The following is a 24,223-nucleotide window of genomic DNA, read 5'->3' on the forward strand; positions in this document are numbered from 1 at the left end:
CGTTAAATATCCCTCTTTTGAAAAACAACGCTGCTTACTGATATCATCATAACGATGAACACTATTGCCACACCAAATGCCGCCAAACATTCATTTCCACTCGGATTCATAGGAAGCAGTGATAATTTTCCTGTTATCGTATACTTATAAATCTGGAAATTCTGAATTCCTATTTTTTGAATGGCACTATTGATCACCCCATACACAATGGTCATTACATTCATGCTAAGACAGACAGCAATGACCATGCTGATTACATTATTTTTCAAAATAATTGCAATCGCCATACAAATCAGCACAAGTGCATAATGAAGAGCCAGTTCAGTCACAAAATAAGATAAAATTGCCTTTGTATTTCCCCATTCCAATTCCCCGAAAACAATACCATTCGCCGCTGCCTGAAATAAGAATGCACCTGCCATTGTCAGTACCGTAAAGACAGCCAAGGCAATTGCTCTGGAAAAAATCAGAGTTCCTCTATTTCTAACCTGACCTCCTATATTCTTAATATATCCGCTACTGATATCCGCTGTTGAAAACAGAACAGTAAAAATCACCAAAAGCAGTGCATACAATTTTCCTTGGGAATTGGCAAAAAAGATATCATATACCGTCACCTTTTCTCCCGGCTCCGTAGGCAGCGTTACCATCATTCCCACATTAATATTATCCACAGTAGGTTCAGTAACCTGCTCCTGTTTCATGGCATCCTTTTCAGTCAAAAGCTCATAATCTGTCTTGCATAAAGATGTTGTAATCAATAATATTGCTACCAGTACGATCCAGATTACATACATACTTTTGGTTTTAAGCATCCGGTATAAATCCATTTTTATTATATTAAGCATGATCCGCACCTCCCGTCAGATTCAGAAAATAAGTTTCCAGTTCTTCACTGGTTATGGAAATCCCTTTTACCGGAATTCCTGACTTTGCAAGTTCCATATTCAACGCTGCACTTTCATTCAATCGTTCAAAAATATGAATATGCTCTTTATCTGTTACCTGATAGTTGGTAAATCCCATAGAATCCAGCACCGGAATCGCCTGTTTCGGATGATCCAATGTCAACTCTATCCGTTCACTGCATCTTCTTATTAATTCTTCTCTTGTAATTTCCTGTAATAAACTTCCATTATGAATAATTCCATAATCAGTAGCAATCTTCGATAATTCCTCAAGAATATGACTGGAAATGCATATTGTCATATTCTTCTCTTTCTGAAGTCTCTGAATCGTATCCCGGATCTCTGCAATACCCTGTGGATCCAATCCATTGATTGGCTCATCAAGAACTAATAAATCTGGTTCTCCAACCAAAGCAAGACCAATTCCCAAACGCTGTTTCATTCCAAGTGAAAAATGTTTTGTTTTTTTCTTTCCCACATCCTCCAGACCGATAATTCTCAATATTTCTTCAATATAACTTTTTTTCTTTATTCCAAACAGCTTGCATTTGATATTCAGATTTTCATATGCAGTCATATTTCCATAAAGTCCCGGTGCCTCAATCAGACATCCTATCCGTGATCGAACTTTTTGCAAATCCTTTCCCTTGTATCCGAACATCTCGATTTCTCCACAAGTTGGCTTGGAAAGTCCACTGATAATCTTCAGACAAGTTGTCTTCCCAGCTCCGTTCCGACCGATAAAACCATAAATAGCACCTTTTTTAATATGCATATTGACACTGTCCACAGCTTTATGGTGTCCATATTGCTTAGTCAAATTTCTTGTTTCCAATAACATTTCGCTCAAGTTTTTCATCTCCTTTTTCTTATCTGCATTTATCATAAAGGAATAATCCTAATCAAGCGCAAATAAATAGTAAAAAAAGAGTAAAGATTATAGATGAAGACGATAACCGATTCCCCAGACTGTTTCAATATATTCCTCAGATGTAACTGTTTTTATCTTTTTACGAATATTGCTTATATGTACATCCAGAGTTTTTGTTTCACCCATATATGGTTCGTCCCACGCATATTCAAAAATGTCCTCTTTACTGAAAACCTGCTTCGGATTTCTGAGCAGTAATTCTAAAATCGCAAACTCCTGTCTTGTTATCTTAGGAAGTATTTTTCCACCAATGCTGACCTGAAAAGTAGCTTTGTTCAATACCATCTCTCTGAACGAAAGGTTAGATTCTTTTATTTCCTTTTCTTCTGTATGACGAAGCTGTACCTGAATTCTTGCCAGTACCTCTCTGATTTCAAAAGGTTTCGTTATATAATCGTCAGCCCCACTAGTTAAAACCTTTACCTTTTCATCCAAGCTATCTTTCGCAGTCAAAACAATAACCGGAAGATTTCCCTTTTTCCGTATTTCCTCCAGAACTGCTTCTCCTGTAATTCCCGGCAACATCAAATCCAGCAACACCAGTGCATAGCTATGCTCCTGCATATTCAAAAGCAGCTTTGCCTCAGTTCCGGAAAACGCCTGCTCACAGGAATAGCCTGCTTTGGATAATGCTTCCTGAAGCAGATTATTGATATTTGTATCATCTTCTACAATCAGTATTTTCTGCATGATAGTTCTCTCCTCTATTTTACACTGTGAAAACATTATTTTCTTGCATTATACGCTTTTCCCTTTTTTCCCGCAATTACTCCCCACAGATTCCCAGAATTCTCCAGTACATAACATACTTTTTGTTCCAGCTGAACTTATAATTTTCAGTATTCCTGTACTTTCAAGATGCATATATCACTTTTTCCTTACCATTATGCCTTTATTCCTCCATCAGTGCTTTCGCAACCCTTATCCCACCCACAAATAGAGCCAAACTAGAGCCATTTGATAAAACAAATGCCGGAAGCCCGCATAAATACAGGCTTTCGGCATTTTAGTCCGTTATTCAAACTCGATTTCTGCAACTATATATTGTGTCTAATCATGTTTTACATTGCTATATTTTGTATAATTATTCTTGATATTCTATGCATTCTTTATCGTTTCGGGACTTTTTGCAAGCATTTTGCAATCACGAAATATCTATAACTTAACTCTATCTTTTAATACACTATCATGCACTTTCAAATTTGGATTATATTTATCTATCAAGGCTTCAAGTAAAATCCTATTTCCCATTGTAAATTGTGGTGACAACGTTATTTCCATTGAAACAAATGCATCATCTCTTATCTCCAAATCATAATAATCTATAAATGATTTTTTATTCATAAATGCATCATACACCATCTGTGCAGCATTACTTTCTGAAGTGATTTTTCTCACATCTAAAGGTAAAAATCGCAATACATATCGCTCCTCATTTTGAAACTCCCAATATGTATTTTTATATTTGCCCAATTGAGCAGATTTCATTTCAATTCCTTGTTGACTTATATTAAAAATTTGAGGTGATAATAACTCAACATTATCAGTGTATTCAACTTTTTCTAAACACATATCATACAAAAAATTCATTACAAAATAGTTTCCGTTGAAACACTCTTCAATTGGAACAATCAAATCCATGCTATCGCCTTTCAAGCTAGCAGAAGGATATACTCTTTCAACATCTTGTTTATTAACTGTGTATTTTACAAAAGGGTTCTCCTTTAATCCTATTCTTACCCCACTATACATATTAGAGTACAATTTCCACATTGCAATACTTTCTAATGGTTGATCCATCCAAGATGAAATAAACACGTATTTGCCATATTCTATTTCATCAGATGATTGTGCCTCTTGAAGATCATCCATCACCGTTAAGGGATTAAGCCTTATCTTTTTACTCCTTAATATCAACGCAAGAGATTCCAGAGTAGTATACTTATACAAAATCTTATCCATCTTTTAATCTCTCCTCTGTAATTAAATTCATACTATTGGAGTTACATTACTTTCAACAATTGAACCAATTTATGAATCTCATCATTATCACTACACTTTGTTTCACGAACATCGAACTGCTTAAATCCGTTTTCATCTTCATAAAAATGCATTAGTTTTTCTTTGTCTTCTGCCTCAAGAAAAATTACCATTCCACCTGCCATATATTGCAGTTCTTTTATGGTATCTATAGCAGCCTGTAGCAACTGCTCCCCAGTAATTTTCTCATTAGCTCCATCCTTAAAGTTCTTTCCCAATTGTGCAATAAGGTATGCCGAAAGAGTATATGTACCATTTTCTTCATCCAATTCACTTACCCTAGCTATTTTACGCTTCATAGTATTACTGAAATTTTCTGTATTTACAGTAATTGGTTTGATTGTGATTGTAAAATATCCAACTAATGAAGCATCTTCATTAGAAAATACCAGATATGTAACGGACTGATTTTTCTTTGTAAATTCTATTGATTGTTCTTTCAAAAATCTCTCTACATCCGGATTCTTATCACAAAAAAACTCGGAAAGGAGTTGTCGTAACTCATCCTCTCCGAGATCTTTATCGCCTTTGGCAGACAAGTATTCACGAATGTTAAAGACTGTTACATCATTAAGCATTTGTTTTCTTCCTTTTTGCCATAAATTTTCTAACTTCTTCTGCGCCATGCAAATGTGTAATCCTTAAGTCTGGTGTTTGTGCTCTATGAAGAGACTCCTGATAGGATTCCTCGATAGCATTAGCAAACTTTTCTACTTGTCTTTGACCAGAAACGACAAAGTTCTTAGTAATACTTGAAGTTGCCATATCTAACACCTCCTTCTATAGTATGGCTCATACACAATTATTGTATCCCTCACTTATATTATATGGTCGAAAAAAACTTTTTCAACTATTATTTTTTATTCAGCTTATAAAATTAGTTAATCGATTGATTTCTGGAAATTTTCCTTCTTCAATGTTTCTCGAAGCTAAAATTCTCCCTTTCAAACTATTCAGCTTTCTGATTTCAATATCTGACAGTTCTTTTCCGCCAAGATATTTCAATTCTTGAAAGTCATCATACACTCTCTTTTGTAATCTATTTGGAACTTTCAATTCATGCTGTCCTGTAACAATCGTACCTGTTATCGGAACACTCTTGCCTTTTGAATAATACTTTACTTTTTTATATTTAGGTTTATGTCCATACTTTCTCAAAATACAATCCACTTCATTTTTCATTCGATTTATATCAAATGGCTCTTTTGCTGAAAAAGTCATATCATCAACATATACCGTATATTCGCATCCATACTTACATGCTACACTATATATCTCGTTAAACATACTTTCATATGCATAATATGCAATGATCTGACTGGTAGGACATCCCGTCGGAATTCCTCCATCATAAGTAACTATATCAGTACATAATCCTGCCAAATCACCTGCCATCATCAATCGGTTCTTAAAGAAAAGAAAAACATATTCTCTAGAACAATTATCATAAAACTTCTTGATATCCATCGTCAAAAAATAATTTGAATTTAAATGACTTTTTCCATTATCTATATAGCATTTCCCTTTTTCTCCGGAAATTAGCCATATAGGTCTCTCCACATTCTGTAATAGCTTTAATATTCTGGTTTGTATTTCCTTAATTCTTTTATCTGGAGCTGTAATATTTCTCTTCTCTGTACTATCCTTTTTGTCAATTTGAAAACTATGATAATGTACAATAGATAATATATCTTTATATTCTTCTTCAGTTATACAAAGAACTTTTTTCAATTGTTTGGAACCTTTTATCTTATATAATGCACACTGTGTAATATCATACTTATGGCTTTTTTCCCTCATTACTCCTCCATATCAGGTGTCATTTTTTCAATAAGCTTAATCATCATATTTCTAATAAATTTATCACCTTTATTGCTTTTGCTTGCCTCTTCATAATTTTCCGACAACAATATTAAAGATGATAATTTCATATCATATATCTTTGAATACTTCTCAAGTAATTCCAAAGAAGGTTGTTTTTTATTATTTTCTATTTCGGAAAGATAGCTTTTTGAAATACCAAGCAATTCACTTAATTCAGATGCTTTATAACCATATATTGTTCTTGTGCGCTTTAAAATATCTCCGATCAAGCCGGTTCCTCCTTCCGAAAATAATTTATATAATATAAAGTCTTACGACGAATAATCAAAATTAGATAGGTTTTCCATAGCCACCTCTTTACTTAAAAATCTGAAGAACATACTGTATTATCTGTACCAGCATCCATATTGCTTCGATTCCTTGAAACAGAAATTTAAAAATTTTGCTTCTTAGTTTCTTACGCTTTTTCTCAGATTTTTTGTTAGGTTTCTGAGGTGTCATTCGGACATTCTGCACGAGCAGCATTTTTTTCATATAATTCACTCCTTTAGAAGTTGGTAATATAGTGTACAACTTCCACCCCGAAAGAAGTGTGGTGCATACAGAACAACCTATCTAACCCTTTGAGCTCTGCCGAGCTCCCCGAGCGAGGCAGAGCGTGCGGTGCTTGCAGCGTGCTACGGGTCTTTGCGTAACATGCCGGCCCCTAACAGTAGAACATCCACATTTAAGAATGTTCCTCAAGCGCTAAGCGCTCCAATTTATGGGATTTGACCTCGATACAAATAGTATCGTTATGCTGTACTTATATAATAGCGAATGATAATTTAATTGTCAATATCTTTTTTCGCTAACAGCGAATTGATTTTACCGTTCACACATACACAACCTCCATCACCACAACCTCCTCCGCACAAGCAATAATATTATTCATCTTCCCCACCCACATCATCTGATTCTCCGCTTTTAACTGCTCTGTCACACCTTGTTTTTCCTTCATCTTTTCCACGAGCCTGTCCCGCATCTCATAACATGCCTCGTCAATCCCATGCAGATATTCATTTAGTCTTCCATCAAGTAACAGCTCCATATAATATCCATGTTTGAACTCTTTCAGATACTCACATCTCATATGTCCAAACTTTCCGATATTATAATTTGTTTCCTCCGGTAACTGTAAATCCGGATAATAAATATCATCATCACCTAATACATAAGTAATACCATTCTCTACAATAACTTTTTCCAATTTTCCCATAACTTTTATCCACCTTTCTACGATTTTTCTCAAACCTCAACATCAATAATAGCCTCTGGCTCTTTTACAACCTTTCACATACACTCTGATTCCGACATATACTGCCTGAACTAATAACAATAAAGCAACAAGATTCAACTTTACTAAAGCCTTTATCCAATCTCCAAAATACACAGCCACAGCTAAACTTATCACTGCCATTCCAACACTAATCACATCCCAGCAATTCTCTCTATATGCCTTCGTAACTTTCTTTTCTACATTTACTATAAGTACACCTATAACTCCAGCAACTCCAGCAATTACTATAATAACCAATAACCAATGCACTATAATCGCTATCATCTCATTCGGTATCCTATCTCCCACCTGTGCCAACGCCTTTGCAACACCGACAATCCATTTGCAAGACTGACGAATACCATTCCATAGTACCTCGAAAAATGCTGTAAAATCGCCTAAAAATATCCCAGATCTTATTGCAGCAAATACTGTCGTCACGATTGCATACCACAATAAAACTATAAGCATTGCATCAAATCCAACAGTCTTTGACCTATACTTCTTTTCCAGTCCATTTCTTTGATGCTCATACCGCTCTTTCGCCTGCTGATATGCCTTGCGGTCACAGTTTCGGCACCTTTCGTAGAGTACCGGCTTTTCAACCGGTATCTCCACTTTCTTTTGATGTGTTAATGCATATTCCTTTTCCTGCTCAGCTTGTCGTAGTTTATCTTGACATTCCTCTATTATGCTGTCGGCTCTTTTCTTTTTCCCTTTCTCGTTCTGCAACAATTCTTTTGTTTGCTTCAATTCGTTCTTTAAGACTTGTACGTTCTCGGCTTTGTTCTCACTGTTCAGCTTCTCACATAAGTTCAGCGATTCGTTCAGTTGCCCCTGCAGTGTTCGTATTTCGCTGTCCCTCTGCTGGATGATGGAATCTTTCTGTGCCAGTTCCTTCTCCATGCTCTCCAACATTTCCAGCATTTCCTCCATCCGCTCGTCTCGCTTTGAGCTTCTTAAATCGTTCATCTACATCCCTCGCTTTCTCTAGTTGGTTCTGCAGTTCAGCAATTCCTCGTTCTGTCTCTGCAATAACCGGTTCTCGTCGTTCAACTTCTCCGTTAATTCTTTCCATTGCTGATTTTCGTCTTTCAGCATCCGATTTTCCTCTTTCAATATCTGATTTTCTCCATCCTTCTTCTCCAATAGTTCCAACAGTTCCTCTATACTTGGCAAGATTTGAAGCTGCTCTTGCAACTCGTTGTTTAATTCCTGCAATCTTTGATTCTGCTCCTGAAACAAAATGAGTTGTCCATCCCTCTGCTCCATCTCCTGGTACATCTCTGCCATAAGTTCCTGTTGATCCTCGATCTGGTTTATCATATTCTCCATCAGGGGAATAACTTCTCTGCTTTCTTCTAATGTCATTCAATCGCTCCTTCCATTGCTTTAATAAAATTCCAACCTGTCCAAACACTTCCTGCAACTTTTTCAATATTGCATTCTGCTTCTTTATAATCCGATTTTCCTCTACTTTCCAAGAAGCAGATACAGTCTGTCCGGACTGATATTTTTCTTCAATCTTTCTTGCTTCTGCTCCCTCATGAATGGTTGGTATTTCAATCTTTCCCTGCCGCTCATAAGAGCGATGATCAATCTGCTGTTCCTGTTTCAAATGCAGATTACATTCCTTCGCCCACTCACTTCGCCACAACTCGCAGTTTTTCGGATTGTTCCAACCTGTTGCATCGGTAACCTCACGTTTCCATTGTTTTCGTTTACGAGAATCTAATTTCTGGTTTCCATCTGCATCCAATACCGGAATACGGATACCATGTCTCTCCGGATTCTTTTTATCCTGCCACCAATCCGGATGCGTTTCATCAATCACAATATTTCCATCCTTATCCCTAACAAATGCCCAGTCTTTAACCTCTTTATTTCCCCAGGTATGATCTTTCTTAAATGGACGCATGGTAACCAATAAATGAACGTGGGGATTGCCATCTCCTTTATCGTGGATACACCAATCAGCACACATTCCCTTTGCCACAAAATTTCTCTGTATAAAATCTGTTGCATATTCAATCTGTTCCGTTCTACTCCATTCCTTCGGGAGTGAAAATTCAAACAACCTGCCAAGCTGTGCATTTGCATCTTTTTCCACTTTCAAAACTTCATTCCATAAACGCTGTTTTCGGAACGTAATTTTGAACTTTTCCAGAGCCGTTTCTTTATCCTCGGCTCTCTGATAGCGGATGGATTTTTGAAACCGCTTGATATTTTCATCTGGCACATTCATCCATTCCGGTGGTGCATTTTCACACATCATAAGTGAGGTATACACAACTTCCTTTTTCGAAGTGTAATAACTTACCTTGCCGGTTTCCTCATTCTTCATCACATCGCCATTCAAATATGCAGATGCAGCTATGATGGATTTTCCTTTGCTCCGTCCAACAATCTTTACTGTAAAATGAAATATCGCCAAATCACCTTTCCCCTTTCTGCCATATCCGGCATTGATTTCCTGCAAATGCAAATATCAATATGATAAAACATGCATTGCAGCGATTGCTTGCATGAACCTCTATAATGCAATAAACACACGGAACTGCAATTGATGTGCTAATACAGCATTTGCAGGAACGCCCTCTGCGTAAGAGTGCCTCCTGCGGCATGAGCAGGTCTGCACGAAGTGCCCCTCGGAGAGTGCGCCCAGCCGCACAGGCTGGTTTCCATGAAGTGGTCCGGCTGAAAGCCCCGCCGACGGAACGAGCCCGGCAAGCGAAGCGCAGACCGGTTGCCGCTTGCGGCAAACTTATTAGACGACCTCTGGTTGTCTATAAGTGCGCCTTTCATAAAGAGCAATGAAGGGATTAGAAAATCTAACCCCTCTGCCATTACACTTCCTCCGTTTCCGGTATCTGCTCCTTCTGCATTGCCTTAGAAAAATATCTTCCATTTGCTTCCTGTCGTTTTAGAAAACCTATCAGCTTCGGAATATCTTCTTCCTCAATCGGATAGCCCAGCACCGATTCCACCGCACCACCAATCACGCAAAGTCTGTGTGTACGCTTTCTACTCTCTTCGGCTTTCTGTCGTTTCTGTAATTCCCGTTTTTGTGCTGCATACTTCTTTGCTTTTTCAAGACTTTTCTGCTCTCGTCGTTCCATTTCAAGCAAACGCTCTTCATAACTTTTTGTTGATCTACTCATTAACTTCACCCTTTCTTTCTAATCCTGCAAACATTTCCAATATCATCCGAAGGGATTCTAATATTTTCAAATCCAACTCCTCCGATTTTTCTACTGCCTGCAAATGTTCATCAATCACTAACAGTTTCTTTTTTATCCCGTCAAAAGTTTTCACATTTCCAAATGTTATTACTTTCTGACACATACAACTCTGGATGAAAAATTCTGCCCTCGGAAGTCCAGATAAGGCAATTCTTTCATCAATAAGTTGCTTTTCCTCTGGTGTCACCCGGAAATTCACAATCACGCTCCTTTTCCGGTTCTTTTCATTCTTTTTCTTTGGTGTCACACCCGATACAAGGTTATCCCGTCTGTATATCTTCGCCATAATATTTACTACGCCTCCTTTTTCTCCGTTGCATCTACATCTCCCCTGTCCTCATTCAGCTTATCTGCAAGTGCTTTCTGTTTGGACGGATAAAGATGAGCATAATTAAATGTGATATTGATTCCCTCATGTCCCATCCTCTCTGCAATAGCTACCGGAGAAAATCCAAGCTCAATACAATGTGCTACATGCGAATGTCTTAGATCATGAATTCTGATTCTCTTCACACCTGCCGCCTTTGCTCCTCTGTCCATCTCGTGGTGCAGATAGCTTTTGGAAAATGTGAATAACCTTGTATGCTCATCACATTTATAGAGCATTCCGAAATAATCTTCCATCTCCCGGCAGAGAAACTCCGGCAACTCGATTACACGATTGCTCTTTTCCGTTTTGGGACTGGTAATATAATCCTTACCCTGCAAATGCTGGTAAGATTTATTAATGGTCAATTTCCTGTCCGGGATGTTGAAATCGCCCCTTTCCAATGCAAGAAGTTCACCTTCACGAATTCCTGTCCAGTAAAGAACTTCAAACGCATAATAGGAAACTGGCTTATCTTTCATCACCTCTGAAAATTGCAAATATTCCTCTTTCGTCCAGAAAAGCATTTCCTTTCCTTTTGCCTTTCCCATCTTTCCCGCCTGCTTCGATGGATTAGCGGTCAATCCATAAAAACGGCAGGCGTGGTTGAAAATCGCACTAAGCTGGTTCTGAATGGTGCGAAGATAAGTCTGTGCATATGGCATTCCATTTTCATCTCTCATGCTAAGCAACTGATTCTGCCACTGAATAACATCCGTTGCCGTAATCCCCGCAAGACTCTTCTTCTCAAAATAGGGAATAATCTTCGTTTCCATAATGTGCTTCTTGGTTAAAAATGTGTTCAATTTCAACCTCGGCTTCATATCCTCCATATAGACCTCCACGAACTGTGGAAATCCCATGTTGACATCTTTTGATTTCTTTAGCAGGAATTCACGTTCATACTCAAGTGCCTCTCTCTTAGTGGCAAAGCCTCGTTTCGTATGAACCTGACCGACGCCCTGCCAGTCTTTATATCTGATATAAACTTTCCAAGTACCTCTTTTCGTATCTTTACTTGCTGACATAACCAGCACCTCCTTATTGTATATTCTGATATGGATTCCCACGCAGGTGTCGCAGATAATCATCATACAAATCTGCCTGCTCCTTTAATGTGCCTGACAGACTCTCCGCATATAGCGTCGATATCAGGTAAGATTCCATATTTTTGATTTCCAAACTGTTATCCACCAATCGCTCCAACAGATTCGCAATATGAACCGGTTTCAACTTCAGTAACTGGCTTTTTACAACCTGCCATGGATAACTTGTCCCCTTAATCGTTATCTGCTTTCTTGGAAAGCACACAACATCGCAGATGGTATCGTATATCTCCCGGATCATCTCCTGTTCGCTGGCATTTCCTTCTGCCACCTCATAAAACTGTTTCAACTTGATATTCTCAGCTACAAACTTTCTAAGTTGTTCTGTGTCCTTCTCTCCTTCGCTCTCATCTGAATGATTGATAGATGGATGATTCTTCACTTGGTTATTATTTAATTGATTATTAATATATTGTGTGCGCTTTTCGGATGCCGGCTTTCCCGCCACCGGGTTATCGGCTTTCGGCTTCTCCGTTTTCCGAAAATCAGACAACGGCGCAATTGGCGTTTCGTGAATCTCTATCGCTATCTTTCCAAATTTGCCACACTCTGCTCTCTCCTGAGTTCTTGAAATATATCCAAGTTCCTCTAAATGTGTCAGACTGGCTCGTATTGAACTTTTTCCATCAGGAATAATCTTACTCAATCCCGATATGGTAAATTCCCAATTATCCGGCAGGGAAAGCAGTGTAACAACCATTCCCCTGTCACGCAGGCTCAATGAATGATTTTTCAATATATCCTTGTAAACATTCACATACTGACCCTGCGTCTTGTTTTTAAATACTGGCATAATCAATCGCCTCCTCTCTTTTGTTGTGTACGTTAGGAAGCTGTGCTATAGTAAATGTGTAAGCGATACATCACAGCTTCTGATGTGTTGTTGACCTTTCTCTTGCCGGAGAAAGGTCTTTTTTATGCTTCTTTTGCCATGCCATAACAATTCTCCTCGTAAAACTTTCTATTTGCCTTGCCGGACAAAACAATAAGATTCGGATTGATAGCAAGCATGCGATCATTGAGCTGCTTAATAATCTTATAGCCTTGTGCTCGGCTGACGCCCCAATCATCACAGACTTCTGTAACGTCTACATACATCTTTTTATTCATAGGCTGATTCCCCCTTTCTTCACTTCAATGTCTTATGAAAACATTTGCGATTATTCAATGCGTACATTTTTGTACTTGTGTGATTATGGTACAATATCTTTTTTGTTTCGTCAAGTACTTTTTTGTACTTTTATTCTATTTAATATTAACTTTTCTGTTCACTTTTTTATTTGTTCGTGGTACAATAATGCTATTAAGCAATAAATCACTTATCGTAAAGGAGATTTTTATATGACTCTTGGAGATAAAATAAGAAAATATCGAACACTAAAAGGTCTAACACAGGCACAACTTGGCTCCATGGTCAAATTGACCGGAGACCGCATACGTCAATATGAAAATGATGTAAGAAAACCAAAGGATGGAAAACTGTTTGAGATTGCAGATGCACTGGACATAAATCCTTCTACGCTTGCTGAACCGGATTTCGATGATCCCACAAGTGTAATGCATGTACTTTTTGAATTAGAAGATATCTATGGATTGCATTTTGAAAAAGTTGGTGAGAATTATCAATTAGCCTTTTCAAAGGGAGAATATTCGAGTGCTAACTGGATTATTGAGGGACTTTCAGCATGGGTTAAAAAAAGAGACGAATTACAACCGGATATCAATGACTCAAATAGTACCATTGCGGATAAGAAAAACGATTATATCCGTTGGAAGGCAAGATATCCATATAATTTTGCCGAAGAGATTACCAACAATTTTGCACTGGTGCAAAAGTTTAATGAAGATGCCTCTTCTCTGCTATCTTCTGACAGGCACCCGATTACTCGTTTTTCAGAATTTTATCGCAGCTTGCTTGCGTTGGAAGATGCCGAAGTCAAATTCACTATATCCGTAGATGAAATCATGAGCAAACGAAGTGCCACTTTTTATATTGAATTAGATTACATTATGAACAGTTCAAATGAAATTAAGAAACTATATATGGAATTTAGACAATGCTGGTATGATATGAAAGAAATTGGAATTGAAATACACGAATCACCAGTTCCTGTAAATGGCAATATGAATATAGCACTATATTCCGATAACATGCAGCTTATAACATTGTTCCATGCACATATGCGCCACTTAGAAGAAAAGAATTCACCTATGTATGACGAGGAAATGTACAAGGCTGAAATTGAGGATACGCTGCGGATATTTAATGTTCCAATAGAAGAATATGTTTAAAACCGGAGGCAACTATGTGGAAAACAATATATTCTATTGATTTTAATCTACTAATTGGTATCATTGGCGGAATTGTTTCTGGTATTTTTGTTTCTTATGTATTCCTGATTGAAGCAGAATTCAGAAATCAGTTTAACCATGTAAAAGCAATGTTCACTTCCATATATGGAATTACTGCTACATACTCCGCCTATGAACACTTCCAAAAAACAAAAGGCAAAAAACGTGCTAACAAAGTTAAAGCGATTGATAATGCCGGTAACATCGCTGGTGAAAGCAACTTGGTCGATATTCTCAACAATTATTGGAGTGAGCTTTCTTCCTTTTTCATCACCTACGAACCTTGGCAATATAAATTCAGACTTAACAAAATACTAATAGAAATAAACGATATTGTTACTGACGGCAAATACATGATCAGAAATTCTCCTAAAGACTTCGCAGAAATATCCCAAAGGCTAGAAGCATGTATTGTCCTATTTGAAGATTGTGAACGAAATTATAAAAAGGAGATTCTTCTACGTGTTGAAACAAACAAGGCAGTTCAAATCTTTCTTCTGCTGTTTGTTGCATTGATAATAGTGTTAATAATCGCAGCATAGGAGATACCTTCCCTTTTCACATGTTTGTTTCATTCAAGGCATTCCTGCTATCAATACATCTTTTTAAAAATTTTTATCACTTACACTCACGCCAGTTGCGTTTCTAAGACACCAAATGTCCTGACTTCTTAGAAACGCATATATAGCGTTATCAAAAGGGAAATCTATTTAAAGCTTAAACATTTCAAATATTAAACATAAATTGCTATTGGAATAATCATAATTACAGGGGCTTCTATTGTTGTTGTAATTCCACCATTTCCAACAAAATCAGCTAAAGCTGGATCATTAAATACATCTCGAAATTCTTTCATCTTATCTAACTGTAGCTTAGAAAAAACCGTATTCCTTAGTAAACTTATCTCTCCTGAATCCTTGCATATCTGCACTACTTTTCCAAGAATCTTATAATTTCCATCAGTTATCTCACTCATATTATTATTCAAAAAATAATTTTCATCAGTAGGAAGAACCACCTTTAATCCAGACGCCTCACAAATAATATCTTTCTTTCCTCCAGCTTGTAATCCATTGATAAGTCCCTCTATCTGAGCATTGAACTTAGCATCCGACATTAATTTATCCTTTTTGCTCTGATTATTTTTGGGCTTATCGGAAAACAAATTCGCTAAGGCCATCAATTCCTTTAATGCAGACAGCATTTCAATTAACGGATTTGTTTTTAAATTTCCTTGTATTTCAACAAAATCTCCTATTTCATACGTATCAATGTTCCTATTTATTAACTTGGCTGTGTCCAAATCTGCCTTCAATTTCTGAAATAATGATACTGTTGTATGTGTTTTCTCTTCCATTATCGTTTGGTCGCTGCTATTCCCAGATTTCAAATTTCCTTTTAATCCAACACTAAATAATGCAAACAAATTACTCATTCCTATATTAGCTTCAGTATCTTCTTCTCTATTTTTACTCTTTGAGGTCTGTATGTTTTTTACTTCAGAAAAACCATCCTCTATTGTAGCCAGCATATCAAAAACAATTTTAGTATTAAGATATATAGGGATCGTTAGTTTGCTTTTGTCAATCTTTTCATTCATTTTGATTCCTCCTCAATTAATTTTTTAAGTACTTCAATCGAATTTTTCTCTTTCGAAATATTAGTACCAAGTTCACCACGAAACGCTTTAGCAAGAATTGATTTTTTCATCAAATCAATTTCTTCAATAACCGCTTCAGCTTTATTTAAAATAGCCTCATCTTTATTAGATATAGATGTAATTATTTTAACAATTTCGTTTTGCTCTTCCAATGATGGTAATGCAATTTTTACCATCTTTACATCCTGCTGATTAATACTCGCTTGGTTGACTGCCTGCTTGGCATTTTTACGAAGTTCCTGTAGTCCAATAGAACTATTCAAATATCTTATAACGTACTCTGGATTTGCTTTTCGAATATTAATTTTAATACGCATCATGTTACTTTCAAATACACATTGCTCTGGTAATTTACGAATAAGTGCTGACTTTCCTAAGTACGGCATACTATTAACTCTATTCACAACAATATCATTAACAGAAAGCAAATAGGTATGTTTCTCTTCGTCAGTTATTTCTAATCGTTTTAGTTTCTCCCAAGGCTCCAATTTGCCATCATAAAAACAGTCTATTCTTAGTATCTTCGTTCCGCTTCCATAAGAAGTTTTGGGTTTATACATTCCATTTTGAGGCCCTTCCACAATTATTTTTTCAAAATTTATGTATTCCCATGTCTCAAATTTTATATTATTATTTTCTCTCCATTTTGCTGTTAATTTTCCTGTAAAGGCTTTGTTTAGCACTGAATTACATCTTACTTTTTTGCTATCCAATAAACATTCAATCTTTTCTTTTACTTCATCAAGCTTAGAAAACAAGCCCTCAATTTGCTCAACAATACGTCTCTGCTCGGCTAATGGAGGCAATGGAAATGGTATATTGTTCATATCATCACGATTAAATCCAGCTTGTGCACTTCTTCCTTTACTTGCTTTAACGCAAAAATCTTGATAAAACTGAGTAAAATAATACTTATATAAATACTCGTCATCAATTAAATCAGGATATAATTTTATGACTTTTGCTAACGCAACATTATATGCACCTTCATGAGCTCTAAACACTTTACCTAACGACCCACCATAGCGAGCCAAAAGGATATCGCCTTCAAGCGTGGTCTTTGTCGCATATTTTTCTGGTATATATACAGGAACAGGATTATCTCCATAATCTCTTGTCTGATACAGCTTAATATATCCTTCTGTTGGTTCAGAGATAAAATAAGATTTTGCTGGTTGTGAACCTCCAGAAATGTCTAATACACCATTATGCTTAACCCAACACCAGTTTTGTGGTATTTCATATGGATGTTCATCTATTGGCAACAGTACATCTTCTATTGCTATCTTAGCTTTCTTTGCCTTCGCCATATCACTCAGCTCCTTCCAGAGCCTTAAGCTCTTTTACTACACTCATAAGCAAATCAACTGCTTCCTCAAGCTGAGCAATACATTCTTCCCCCGATTCAATAGGGTCTGGCAAATCATCATAATCCAGTACAGAATCATCCTTAATCAATCCGAGATCAAGGCTATGATTCTTCCCTTCCTCTGATATCTGATCATATGTGTAGCAACTCCATCTCTCATCCGATATACTTTTCCTGTCCTCTGCTGTATATGCATCCTTAAATCCATCGAAATGCTCTGCCTTTAATGGATTGGTTCTGCCAAATGAAGGCATATTTGTTCTTAAGTCATAAAACCAAACTTTCTTCGTATTACCTTTATCGGTTGTTCCCCTAGTAAAGAAAAGAACATTTGTCTTTACACCCTGTGCATAAAATATGCCAGTTGGAAGTCTAAGTACTGTATGGAGACTACACTTATTCATAAGGTCTTCACGAATTCTTTCACCTTCACCATCAGCAAACAATACATTATCAGGCAGTACCACAGCAGCTCTTGCCTTACCATCTGCTTTAAGTGAACGATAGATATGCTGCAAGAAATTAAGCTGCTTATTGCTTGTCTGAAATGTAAAATCGTCTCTGTTTGCACGCTCTCCGCCCTTTTTTGTTCCAAAAGGGGGATTTGTAAGAACAACATCAAATCCGTTCATCTGTTTCCCCTGATTTGATAAGGTATCACACAGATATATCTTACCATCAATATCGTGAAGCATTGCATTCATCAGAGCCAGCCTATGAGTCTCATGTACAAGTTCTGCCCCTGTAAATGCCTCATTCTTCTGAAATGCCTGCTGTTCTGAAGTTAAAGAAAATAGGTCATCTGTATGTGCCTTTACATATGCATCCGCCGCTATCATAAACCCAAATGTACCACATGCAGGATCGTTACATCTTTCTCCCGGCTGAGGTGCTATTAATTCTGTCATTATATCAATCAGTACTCTCGGAGTAAAATACTGACCTGCTCCTGACTTTTTCTCATTTGCATTTTTCTCTAATAATCCCTCGTAAAGATTTCCAAGTCCTTCTTCTTTTGCAGAATACCAGTCAAGGTCATTGATGTTTGTAATGATTTTCTTTAAGTTTGCTGGCTCTTCAATATTACTTCTTGCCCCTGAATAAATTTCCTGAATACGACCTGTACCTTTTTCGCCCAGCTCACGAAGCAAGTCCTCGTAGAAATTTTTCAACGCAAGTCCATCTTTTTCTGCTAATCTATCCCAGCGGTATTTCTCTGGAATCTTATCCTCGGTTCCTGTTTCCTTTGCCATCTTCAAAAACAAGATGTAAGTAAGTTCTGTAACATACTGGTGATATGTAATACCATCATCTCTAAGAACATTACAGAGATTCCACAACTTTGCTACTATTTCCTGATTTGTCATCTATCATTCTCTCCTTGTAATTTATGCTGAATACATATATCCATTGATTTCATCAATAAACTCATCTAATTTCTGCCCAAATGCCTTGTTTACCGCATTATAACCACCTTTGTTCTTAAATGCATCCGAATCAAAAGTCTCTCTGTTGAGCACTACCTCCTTAAGAAGCTGGGCTTCAATCCTATCCAACCATCCTAACTGAATTTTGCTAAGCTCCGGATGATTAGCCTTTGTCTTTACAATGGCGTTATGTATACGGTCATCTTTACTAATCAAAGCATCTCCAATGCTTCGCTGACGAATAAAGCTTATGATATCCGCTGCAATATCTTCATTTGTCATTTCTTTCCATGCTGTCTGCAGCATAGTCTCGTTGAAATGCTTGCCATCAAGGATAATCTTCAAATCCTTTAGTGACTGTCTTGTTAATTCCTTTGGACGTGTAGCAACTATATTCAAAGCTGCTATCTCATTGATATTATTATCTATAAAATCTCTAAATTCTTTTAGATAGTCCTCTGGCCTTGTAGCATCACCATATCCTCTGGTATGACTACGAAGCTCGTCCGGCTCATCACTTATGAACTTTTCTCTTTCCTTTGGCATCCTCTTGACATATTCAAACGCCTGCCTGTTATTCTTTACAGTTTCAATTGCCTTATCGACCGGCATACTATGAATTTTCTCTATAAATTTCTCTGGCGTCAAACCTCCAGTTATCTGCTCAAATCGTGCTCTGTACTTATCACTCATCTGTGATTTATTCCTACGCATTTTGGCAACGATAAGGTCAATCTGGTTTTTCCTTGCCCTGTCGGTATCTAATGAATCAATACCATCAATTAAATCATCAAATGTAGTTGCTGGATTGGCTACTACTGGTTTCATTGTGGAAACAGGTTCTAACGCATTATAGACACCTACTGCATCATATATCTCAAAATGTGTCTTTCCTATTTCAGGACATAATCTGGTAGCTCTACCAAGCATCTGTTCAAACAAGATTCTTGAACGGATACTTCTCATGAATACAAGATTCTCTATCTCCTCTACATCAATACCTGTTGTCAATAAATCTACTGTAACAACGATATTAGGATATGTTTCATTCTTAAATCTCCGAATGGCTTCCTTTATCTTTACAGGATTACCATTTTCAATTGATCCGGTAATCTTCATTACCGCTTCCTCAGAGATTCCAAGATTCGTGTAGTAATCTTTTAATATCTGAGTAATCATATCTGCATGAGCATCATCTACTGCAAAGATAAGAGTTTTCCCTTTTTCGTTAGGATCAATATCCTTTGCAATTTCCTGTAAGACTGTCTCATTAAAGCTTTTGTCAACCACTCGCCTATTGAAATCTTCAACTTCAAATTTCAGGTCATCTTCCAATTCTGAACTGTTTGTAATTTCATTTGTAACAGGATCATATATCGGTACTGTTGAACCTTTCTCAAAGCTGATTCCCTCTTCTGATAACTTTGTTTTGATAATATGCGGTGCATCATGGTCAACCAGAAATCCATCGATGACTGCTGTACGATAATCATATGAATATACAGGCTTTCCAAATATCTCTGTTGTATGAAGAGCTGGCGTTGCTGTAAGTGCAATTTTTACTGCATCAAAATAATCAATTACCGCCCTGTACTTACTTCGGAAGTCATTCTGGTCACGATACAGTACCTCATCATCTCCCATTTCTTTGTCCAGAATATAGCCCCTGTGCGCTTCATCTACGATGACCAGGTCATAATCTGATACTCCAAGACTCTTATCTGACTCATTGTACATAATACGTTTCACAAGGCTCTGAACAGTAGCAATATGCACTCTGGTGTCCTTCTCAAATTCTTTATCTTCTAAAGACTTCACATCATACATCTGATTCAAAGTAAGTAATTCTTTAAGCTTAACCTCTTTGAATGTATCCATAGTCTGATCACCGAGTGATGTTCTATCGACAAGATACAGGATTCTCTTAAATCTCCCAGCATCAAGGAATCTATAAATCATTCCAAGCACAGTCCTTGTCTTACCTGTTCCCGTAGCCATTGCAAGAAGTGCTGTCTGCTTATGTTCTGCTATTGCTTTTTCGGCAGCCTGAATCGCCTCAATCTGGTAATAACGAAGATTCAGACCATCAGGGTCCTGCAATACCTCATATCCTGTAGCAGCTAACTTCTTATCAGCCTCTACAATATCTTTTTCGAGTGCCTGCTCAATACCTTCTGGTGTTGACCATCCAGATAACGCTTTTGGTGCGTTAAATGGTTCTCTGACATCCAAGCACCATATTCCTGACATCTGTTCATACTGCTTAATATATGGTCTGCCATTGGTGGCATAAAGAAACGGAACCATATATGCACCAAATCTATTGATTACATACTTCTGATGTTCTGACTTAATCATCTTTGCATAATCCTTGCACTGACCATCTAACACTGATGAAATATTTGTATGCTTCTTCTTTGCTTCCACTATACCTACAAGCTTTTCCCCTATAAATAAAGCATAGTCTGCATAGCCATTATTTCCTGTATTGGAATCGGTAGGCCATTCTGCAATAGCAAGATTCTTTCCCTTAGTTGGTCTTGTACCCTTAGAATATCGAAGTTCCGTTGTATTAGCTTCCCATCCGACCTTTCGGAGCTGCTCATCAATAAGTTCTCTTGTCTGTGCTTCTGACAAATGCACATTAAGTGCCTTCTGGTACGCTACAGTTCTACGTTTACTGTCCGCCCCACCATTTTTCTGTATTTGCTCAATTTCAATCAATAATTGTTGGTTGCGTTCTTCCAGTTCTGCATTTTCTTTTTCAAGGTCAGCTAAACATACAGTCATATCAACTGGCTGTACATACCCTGTCGGCTCATAATTATAATCACCATATGTCTGCATATACCATACGCATAATTCATACATTAACTGCAAATTATTAAGAGCTTTTTCACCTTCAGCCGCAGCATTATGAGCGGCATCATTTCTGGCTTTTCTAAGAATATACAAAGTGTTATCAATCTCTCTTGGTAACAAATCATTATTCTTAAGTATTCTGATTCTGTTGGCATGTGTATTATCATATGCCGGCTCTGCTATGCCGTCATATGCAAGCATATACTTTACCATTACTTCTGATAACATTCCCTGCTTGATAATGGATGTATTAGGATCAGAATGTACATACTTTTCTGATAAATCGCCAAGTTTGGCAAGGTCTGTCCAATGTGATTCCAAGAATTGAAAATTACTCATAATCAAGCCTCCTTTACAAATCGACTACGTACTTCATCAAGCTCCTTATCAATATTTCTCAGTTTCTGTAGTAGTTCCTCATAGTTTTCAATAAACTTTCTGTTATCTTCTACAACAATTCCTTCACTTGCTTTAAGTGTAACATACTGCGTTGTACATAAGTTATATCCATTTTCTGCTGCGATTTCTTTCGTGATAGTATTTGATACTCCCTCAATAACTTCACGATTTCGATATATTTCAGTAATGCGTTGAACATTTTCGTCTGTTATGGTAAAACCCTTTATTATCTTCATAAAAAAATCTTTGGAATTTATCATTATAATATCGTCATTCACTTTATTTTTCTTCAATATAACCAAAGCTGTTGCAACAGATGCGTATGGGAACAGCATATTTTTAGGAAATTCAATAATAGCTTCAATATAATTATCATCTACCAGTTTTTGTCTGATACTACCTGTGCTGCCTGAACTAAATAATGCTCCCATTGGAACAAGTATAGCAGCAATTCCATCATCCTTTAATGAAGCTAATGCATGTCTGATAAAAAGGTATCGTGAATCGCTAGTATGTTCATACATGCAATTATCAGATGGTATATTCATTATATACTCTTTACTATATCTTCCACCAAAAGGGGGCTCAAGTATAATTCTATCATACTTTTCATTATGCTCTATCGGATTATATAAGGAATCCGCACATTTAACGGCTCCAATTTTATTACCACTTAGAATTGTCATAATAGCAGCAATTCCTATAATTGAAACATTAATATCTTGAGCAAAAACCCTTCCTTTACCATTTGCTACAGAATTTACTAAAATACCCGTTCCGCAGCATGCATCATATACTGACATATCATCTTCTACTTCAATAAGTGTTTCTGCAATCTTGGGTAATGATTCAGCTCTACAATACTCTCCGCTTCCTCGTCCTCCACCACTTGCAATCATTCTATCCAATATTATTTTTGCAATATTATAGATTTCTGTCTCATCTTCAAAATTCAAATTATTAACTTCTTCAAAAATAATTCTCACATTTTCAGCATCCGCCTTCTCAATAGCTGAATCAAAAGATTCTCTCAACACACCTTCTTCTATTCTAAACTCTTTTTCAACCGCACTTACATATTCTAATAAGCCTTTAGAGTCTATAAGTTTTCCATAAGTCAGTGATAAATATCCAAGAGAAAACTTTTCATCATAAGAACTGAATTTTTCCTTCTTCAACTCAAGATATTTAAATAATAATCCATAAAGCATCACTTTATGTAATTCTGTTATCTCAAATGCTCCACGTAATTTATTTGCAGCAACCCATAGATTTTCTATCTTTTTAATCTTCATTGCCAATACCCTCCTTTATGCTTGCTAATACAACATTTTCCATCAATTTTGTTTCATTATCTATCATTTCCTGAAGAGTAGCTTTCTTTAATCCACTAAGTACAAATGCTTTTCCTATATCCTGCATATCCTTCATATTAGGTTCAGGTACTTCCAATGCCCTAATATCAGTAATCTTAATCATTGGTCTTGCTGAGCCTACAACCTTTGCTGTAAGCTCATCTCTTACATAAGATGAGTTAAGAAAAGCTGTTAAATACCTAGCATCCATCTTATCTGTATCCGTAATCCTAATTGCTGCACAAAATGATGGAATGACAATCCCTGCATTTTCTTTATTAACATATGCTGCATCGTATGGTGTTGAAAGCTTTATTACCACATCCCCTTCATGCGTATATTTTTCTTCATCAATCTGCTTACCAAGTTCTGCATTGCCTAAATCCGCTTTTACAATTACACCCGATACAATCGCTTTAGGAACTAATACTTTCACATTTTCTACAACCTGATTGCCAGCATCTTTATCAGCTGTCACCCTTGTCATAATCTGTCCTACTGTTACACTTGCTATATTTTCTAATATCATACCTGTTTCCTCCAAGTCATACTAAATATCTATCCTTTAATAGTTTCAAATCACACAAATTAATCTTTTATCATTATACCTCCTTTACATCATCTTGTACAGTTCATTTCATCATTAGTATTGAAATATATATGACGTTCTGTCTTTGTGGTTATAAAATATCACGTCATACCTATTATGTCAAGTATTAATTTGAAATATTTTTTACGTTCATTTATTTCTAATAATAAAAAAGTCTCGAAAATGATTTTTCATTCACCTTCAAGACCTTATTTCTATAGATATATTCCTTATTCTACTATTTAATTATATCAAGAAACTGCAAGCATTTTGCAAGCACAGAAAACGGGAAGCCGCATAAATACTGGCTTCCCGCTGTTTTCACATCACTCAAACTCTACAAAGACTAACGCTTTTTGTTTAGGAATTATTCTCTGTAATGTTTCTCGTTCTTTTGATTATTTGATATATCCATATTATCCTGCCTATACGAGCTAATGTTATCATTTTGTTATCGGCATTGATAACACCTAC

Annotated in this window: 24 protein-coding genes; 2 read left to right on the forward strand and 22 right to left on the reverse strand. The window is 36.7% G+C overall.

The annotated features are described in order from the left end of the window. Nucleotides 1-2: 2 nt before the first annotated feature. The 16 genes from DXB91_RS09490 to DXB91_RS09570 form a co-directional block, all read right to left on the reverse strand. Nucleotides 3-848: an ABC transporter permease gene (locus DXB91_RS09490; protein WP_118017725.1), complete on the reverse strand. Its 846-nt coding sequence runs from the start codon at nucleotides 846-848 to the stop codon at nucleotides 3-5. Continuing rightward, complete coding sequence (locus tag DXB91_RS09495) at nucleotides 841-1,794, reverse strand: ABC transporter ATP-binding protein (protein ID WP_055147239.1); 954 nt, start codon at nucleotides 1,792-1,794, stop codon at nucleotides 841-843. The genes DXB91_RS09490 and DXB91_RS09495 overlap by 8 nt, the downstream gene beginning before the upstream one ends. Before the next feature lie 51 nt (nucleotides 1,795-1,845). After that, nucleotides 1,846-2,529 (reverse strand): response regulator transcription factor, encoded by a 684-nt coding sequence (locus DXB91_RS09500; RefSeq protein ID WP_172674890.1) that lies wholly within the window; start codon nucleotides 2,527-2,529, stop codon nucleotides 1,846-1,848. A gap of 465 nt (nucleotides 2,530-2,994) precedes the next feature. Next, the gene (locus tag DXB91_RS09505) at nucleotides 2,995-3,801 is read right to left on the reverse strand and encodes a DUF2971 domain-containing protein (RefSeq protein ID WP_118017727.1); all 807 of its coding nucleotides are present in this window, start codon (nucleotides 3,799-3,801) and stop codon (nucleotides 2,995-2,997) included. A 41-nt stretch (nucleotides 3,802-3,842) separates the two neighbouring features. Beyond that, nucleotides 3,843-4,457 carry a GNAT family acetyltransferase gene (locus tag DXB91_RS09510; protein WP_118017729.1) on the reverse strand — a complete coding sequence of 205 codons (615 nt, stop codon included), beginning with the start codon at nucleotides 4,455-4,457 and terminating at the stop codon, nucleotides 3,843-3,845. Beyond that, on the reverse strand, nucleotides 4,450-4,644 hold the full coding sequence (locus DXB91_RS09515) for a hypothetical protein (protein WP_117824684.1): 195 nt from the start codon (nucleotides 4,642-4,644) through the stop codon (nucleotides 4,450-4,452). Before DXB91_RS09515 ends, DXB91_RS09510 begins: the two co-directional genes overlap by 8 nt. Nucleotides 4,645-4,743: 99 nt before the next feature. Beyond that, the gene (locus DXB91_RS09520) at nucleotides 4,744-5,679 is read right to left on the reverse strand and encodes a reverse transcriptase family protein (protein WP_118017731.1); all 936 of its coding nucleotides are present in this window, start codon (nucleotides 5,677-5,679) and stop codon (nucleotides 4,744-4,746) included. Further along, nucleotides 5,679-5,972, reverse strand: a complete 294-nt coding sequence (locus DXB91_RS09525; protein WP_118017733.1) for a helix-turn-helix domain-containing protein — start codon at nucleotides 5,970-5,972, stop codon at nucleotides 5,679-5,681. The genes DXB91_RS09520 and DXB91_RS09525 overlap by 1 nt, the downstream gene beginning before the upstream one ends. Before the next feature lie 605 nt (nucleotides 5,973-6,577). After that, nucleotides 6,578-6,961: a TnpV protein gene (locus DXB91_RS09530; RefSeq protein ID WP_330416370.1), complete on the reverse strand. Its 384-nt coding sequence runs from the start codon at nucleotides 6,959-6,961 to the stop codon at nucleotides 6,578-6,580. A 42-nt stretch (nucleotides 6,962-7,003) separates the two neighbouring features. Then, nucleotides 7,004-7,927, reverse strand: a complete 924-nt coding sequence (locus DXB91_RS09535) for a DUF6040 family protein (RefSeq protein WP_278321126.1) — start codon at nucleotides 7,925-7,927, stop codon at nucleotides 7,004-7,006. After that, nucleotides 7,827-9,455, reverse strand: coding sequence for a MobA/MobL family protein (locus tag DXB91_RS09540; protein ID WP_278321127.1), 1,629 nt, complete (start codon nucleotides 9,453-9,455; stop codon nucleotides 7,827-7,829). The genes DXB91_RS09535 and DXB91_RS09540 overlap by 101 nt, the downstream gene beginning before the upstream one ends. Before the next feature lie 412 nt (nucleotides 9,456-9,867). Next, complete coding sequence (locus DXB91_RS09550; protein WP_118017735.1) at nucleotides 9,868-10,182, reverse strand: relaxasome subunit MobC; 315 nt, start codon at nucleotides 10,180-10,182, stop codon at nucleotides 9,868-9,870. Next, complete coding sequence (locus DXB91_RS09555; RefSeq protein ID WP_118017737.1) at nucleotides 10,175-10,549, reverse strand: plasmid mobilization protein; 375 nt, start codon at nucleotides 10,547-10,549, stop codon at nucleotides 10,175-10,177. Before DXB91_RS09555 ends, DXB91_RS09550 begins: the two co-directional genes overlap by 8 nt. An 8-nt stretch (nucleotides 10,550-10,557) precedes the next feature. Next, nucleotides 10,558-11,658 (reverse strand): site-specific integrase, encoded by a 1,101-nt coding sequence (locus tag DXB91_RS09560; protein WP_118017739.1) that lies wholly within the window; start codon nucleotides 11,656-11,658, stop codon nucleotides 10,558-10,560. A gap of 13 nt (nucleotides 11,659-11,671) precedes the next feature. Beyond that, on the reverse strand, nucleotides 11,672-12,529 hold the full coding sequence (locus DXB91_RS09565) for a DUF6017 domain-containing protein (protein ID WP_118017742.1): 858 nt from the start codon (nucleotides 12,527-12,529) through the stop codon (nucleotides 11,672-11,674). Between the two features lie 122 nt (nucleotides 12,530-12,651). Then, on the reverse strand, nucleotides 12,652-12,846 hold the full coding sequence (locus tag DXB91_RS09570) for a hypothetical protein (protein WP_118017744.1): 195 nt from the start codon (nucleotides 12,844-12,846) through the stop codon (nucleotides 12,652-12,654). 231 nt (nucleotides 12,847-13,077) lie between these two features. Between DXB91_RS09570 and DXB91_RS09575 the strand changes: the two genes are divergently transcribed. Both DXB91_RS09575 and DXB91_RS09580 read left to right on the forward strand, forming a co-directional pair. After that, a complete protein-coding gene (locus DXB91_RS09575) occupies nucleotides 13,078-14,028 on the forward strand; it encodes a helix-turn-helix domain-containing protein (RefSeq protein WP_118017746.1) in 951 nt (316 codons plus the stop codon). Nucleotides 14,029-14,042: 14 nt separating this feature from the next. Next, a complete protein-coding gene (locus DXB91_RS09580; RefSeq protein ID WP_118017748.1) occupies nucleotides 14,043-14,630 on the forward strand; it encodes a hypothetical protein in 588 nt (195 codons plus the stop codon). A 191-nt stretch (nucleotides 14,631-14,821) separates the two neighbouring features. On the opposite strand, the gene DXB91_RS09585 is transcribed toward DXB91_RS09580, so the two are convergent. From DXB91_RS09585 to DXB91_RS09610, 6 genes are read right to left on the reverse strand one after another with little or no spacing between them, the layout of a single operon-like run. Beyond that, complete coding sequence (locus DXB91_RS09585; RefSeq protein WP_110103721.1) at nucleotides 14,822-15,688, reverse strand: DUF6414 family protein; 867 nt, start codon at nucleotides 15,686-15,688, stop codon at nucleotides 14,822-14,824. Continuing rightward, entirely contained in the window at nucleotides 15,685-17,058 is a 1,374-nt protein-coding gene (locus DXB91_RS09590; protein WP_118017750.1) for a restriction endonuclease subunit S, read from the reverse strand. Before DXB91_RS09590 ends, DXB91_RS09585 begins: the two co-directional genes overlap by 4 nt. A 1-nt stretch (nucleotide 17,059) precedes the next feature. Further along, nucleotides 17,060-18,484, reverse strand: coding sequence for a type I restriction-modification system subunit M (locus tag DXB91_RS09595; RefSeq protein WP_118017752.1), 1,425 nt, complete (start codon nucleotides 18,482-18,484; stop codon nucleotides 17,060-17,062). 21 nt (nucleotides 18,485-18,505) lie between these two features. Beyond that, nucleotides 18,506-21,745, reverse strand: a complete 3,240-nt coding sequence (hsdR, locus tag DXB91_RS09600; RefSeq protein ID WP_201859054.1) for a type I restriction-modification system endonuclease — start codon at nucleotides 21,743-21,745, stop codon at nucleotides 18,506-18,508. A gap of 2 nt (nucleotides 21,746-21,747) precedes the next feature. Next, entirely contained in the window at nucleotides 21,748-23,100 is a 1,353-nt protein-coding gene (locus DXB91_RS09605) for an HsdM family class I SAM-dependent methyltransferase (protein WP_118017754.1), read from the reverse strand. Continuing rightward, nucleotides 23,090-23,689: a restriction endonuclease subunit S gene (locus DXB91_RS09610; RefSeq protein WP_118017757.1), complete on the reverse strand. Its 600-nt coding sequence runs from the start codon at nucleotides 23,687-23,689 to the stop codon at nucleotides 23,090-23,092. The genes DXB91_RS09605 and DXB91_RS09610 overlap by 11 nt, the downstream gene beginning before the upstream one ends. Between the last annotated feature and the right edge of the window lie 534 nt (nucleotides 23,690-24,223).

It is taken from the genome of Coprococcus sp. OM06-34AC, from assembly GCF_003462545.1.
In the GTDB taxonomy this organism is placed as follows: Bacteria; Bacillota; Clostridia; order Lachnospirales; family Lachnospiraceae; genus Coprococcus; species Coprococcus aceti.

Excerpts from the sequence above, each read along its gene's own strand:
- DXB91_RS09490 (WP_118017725.1), bottom strand. The coding sequence starts at position 848 with ATGCTTAATATAATAAAAATGGATTTATACCGGATGCTTAAAACCAAA.
- DXB91_RS09495 (WP_055147239.1), bottom strand. The coding sequence starts at position 1,794 with ATGATAAATGCAGATAAGAAAAAGGAGATGAAAAACTTGAGCGAAATG.
- DXB91_RS09500 (WP_172674890.1), bottom strand. The coding sequence starts at position 2,529 with ATGCAGAAAATACTGATTGTAGAAGATGATACAAATATCAATAATCTG.
- DXB91_RS09505 (WP_118017727.1), bottom strand. The coding sequence starts at position 3,801 with ATGGATAAGATTTTGTATAAGTATACTACTCTGGAATCTCTTGCGTTG.
- DXB91_RS09510 (WP_118017729.1), bottom strand. The coding sequence starts at position 4,457 with ATGCTTAATGATGTAACAGTCTTTAACATTCGTGAATACTTGTCTGCC.
- DXB91_RS09515 (WP_117824684.1), bottom strand. The coding sequence starts at position 4,644 with ATGGCAACTTCAAGTATTACTAAGAACTTTGTCGTTTCTGGTCAAAGA.
- DXB91_RS09520 (WP_118017731.1), bottom strand. The coding sequence starts at position 5,679 with ATGAGGGAAAAAAGCCATAAGTATGATATTACACAGTGTGCATTATAT.
- DXB91_RS09530 (WP_330416370.1), bottom strand. The coding sequence starts at position 6,961 with ATGGGAAAATTGGAAAAAGTTATTGTAGAGAATGGTATTACTTATGTA.
- DXB91_RS09535 (WP_278321126.1), bottom strand. The coding sequence starts at position 7,927 with ATGGAGAAGGAACTGGCACAGAAAGATTCCATCATCCAGCAGAGGGAC.
- DXB91_RS09550 (WP_118017735.1), bottom strand. The coding sequence starts at position 10,182 with ATGAGTAGATCAACAAAAAGTTATGAAGAGCGTTTGCTTGAAATGGAA.
- DXB91_RS09555 (WP_118017737.1), bottom strand. The coding sequence starts at position 10,549 with ATGGCGAAGATATACAGACGGGATAACCTTGTATCGGGTGTGACACCA.
- DXB91_RS09560 (WP_118017739.1), bottom strand. The coding sequence starts at position 11,658 with ATGTCAGCAAGTAAAGATACGAAAAGAGGTACTTGGAAAGTTTATATC.
- DXB91_RS09565 (WP_118017742.1), bottom strand. The coding sequence starts at position 12,529 with ATGCCAGTATTTAAAAACAAGACGCAGGGTCAGTATGTGAATGTTTAC.
- DXB91_RS09570 (WP_118017744.1), bottom strand. The coding sequence starts at position 12,846 with ATGAATAAAAAGATGTATGTAGACGTTACAGAAGTCTGTGATGATTGG.
- DXB91_RS09575 (WP_118017746.1), top strand. The coding sequence starts at position 13,078 with ATGACTCTTGGAGATAAAATAAGAAAATATCGAACACTAAAAGGTCTA.
- DXB91_RS09580 (WP_118017748.1), top strand. The coding sequence starts at position 14,043 with ATGTGGAAAACAATATATTCTATTGATTTTAATCTACTAATTGGTATC.
- DXB91_RS09585 (WP_110103721.1), bottom strand. The coding sequence starts at position 15,688 with ATGAATGAAAAGATTGACAAAAGCAAACTAACGATCCCTATATATCTT.
- DXB91_RS09590 (WP_118017750.1), bottom strand. The coding sequence starts at position 17,058 with ATGGCGAAGGCAAAGAAAGCTAAGATAGCAATAGAAGATGTACTGTTG.
- DXB91_RS09595 (WP_118017752.1), bottom strand. The coding sequence starts at position 18,484 with ATGACAAATCAGGAAATAGTAGCAAAGTTGTGGAATCTCTGTAATGTT.
- hsdR (WP_201859054.1), bottom strand. The coding sequence starts at position 21,745 with ATGAGTAATTTTCAATTCTTGGAATCACATTGGACAGACCTTGCCAAA.
- DXB91_RS09605 (WP_118017754.1), bottom strand. The coding sequence starts at position 23,100 with ATGAAGATTAAAAAGATAGAAAATCTATGGGTTGCTGCAAATAAATTA.
- DXB91_RS09610 (WP_118017757.1), bottom strand. The coding sequence starts at position 23,689 with ATGATATTAGAAAATATAGCAAGTGTAACAGTAGGACAGATTATGACA.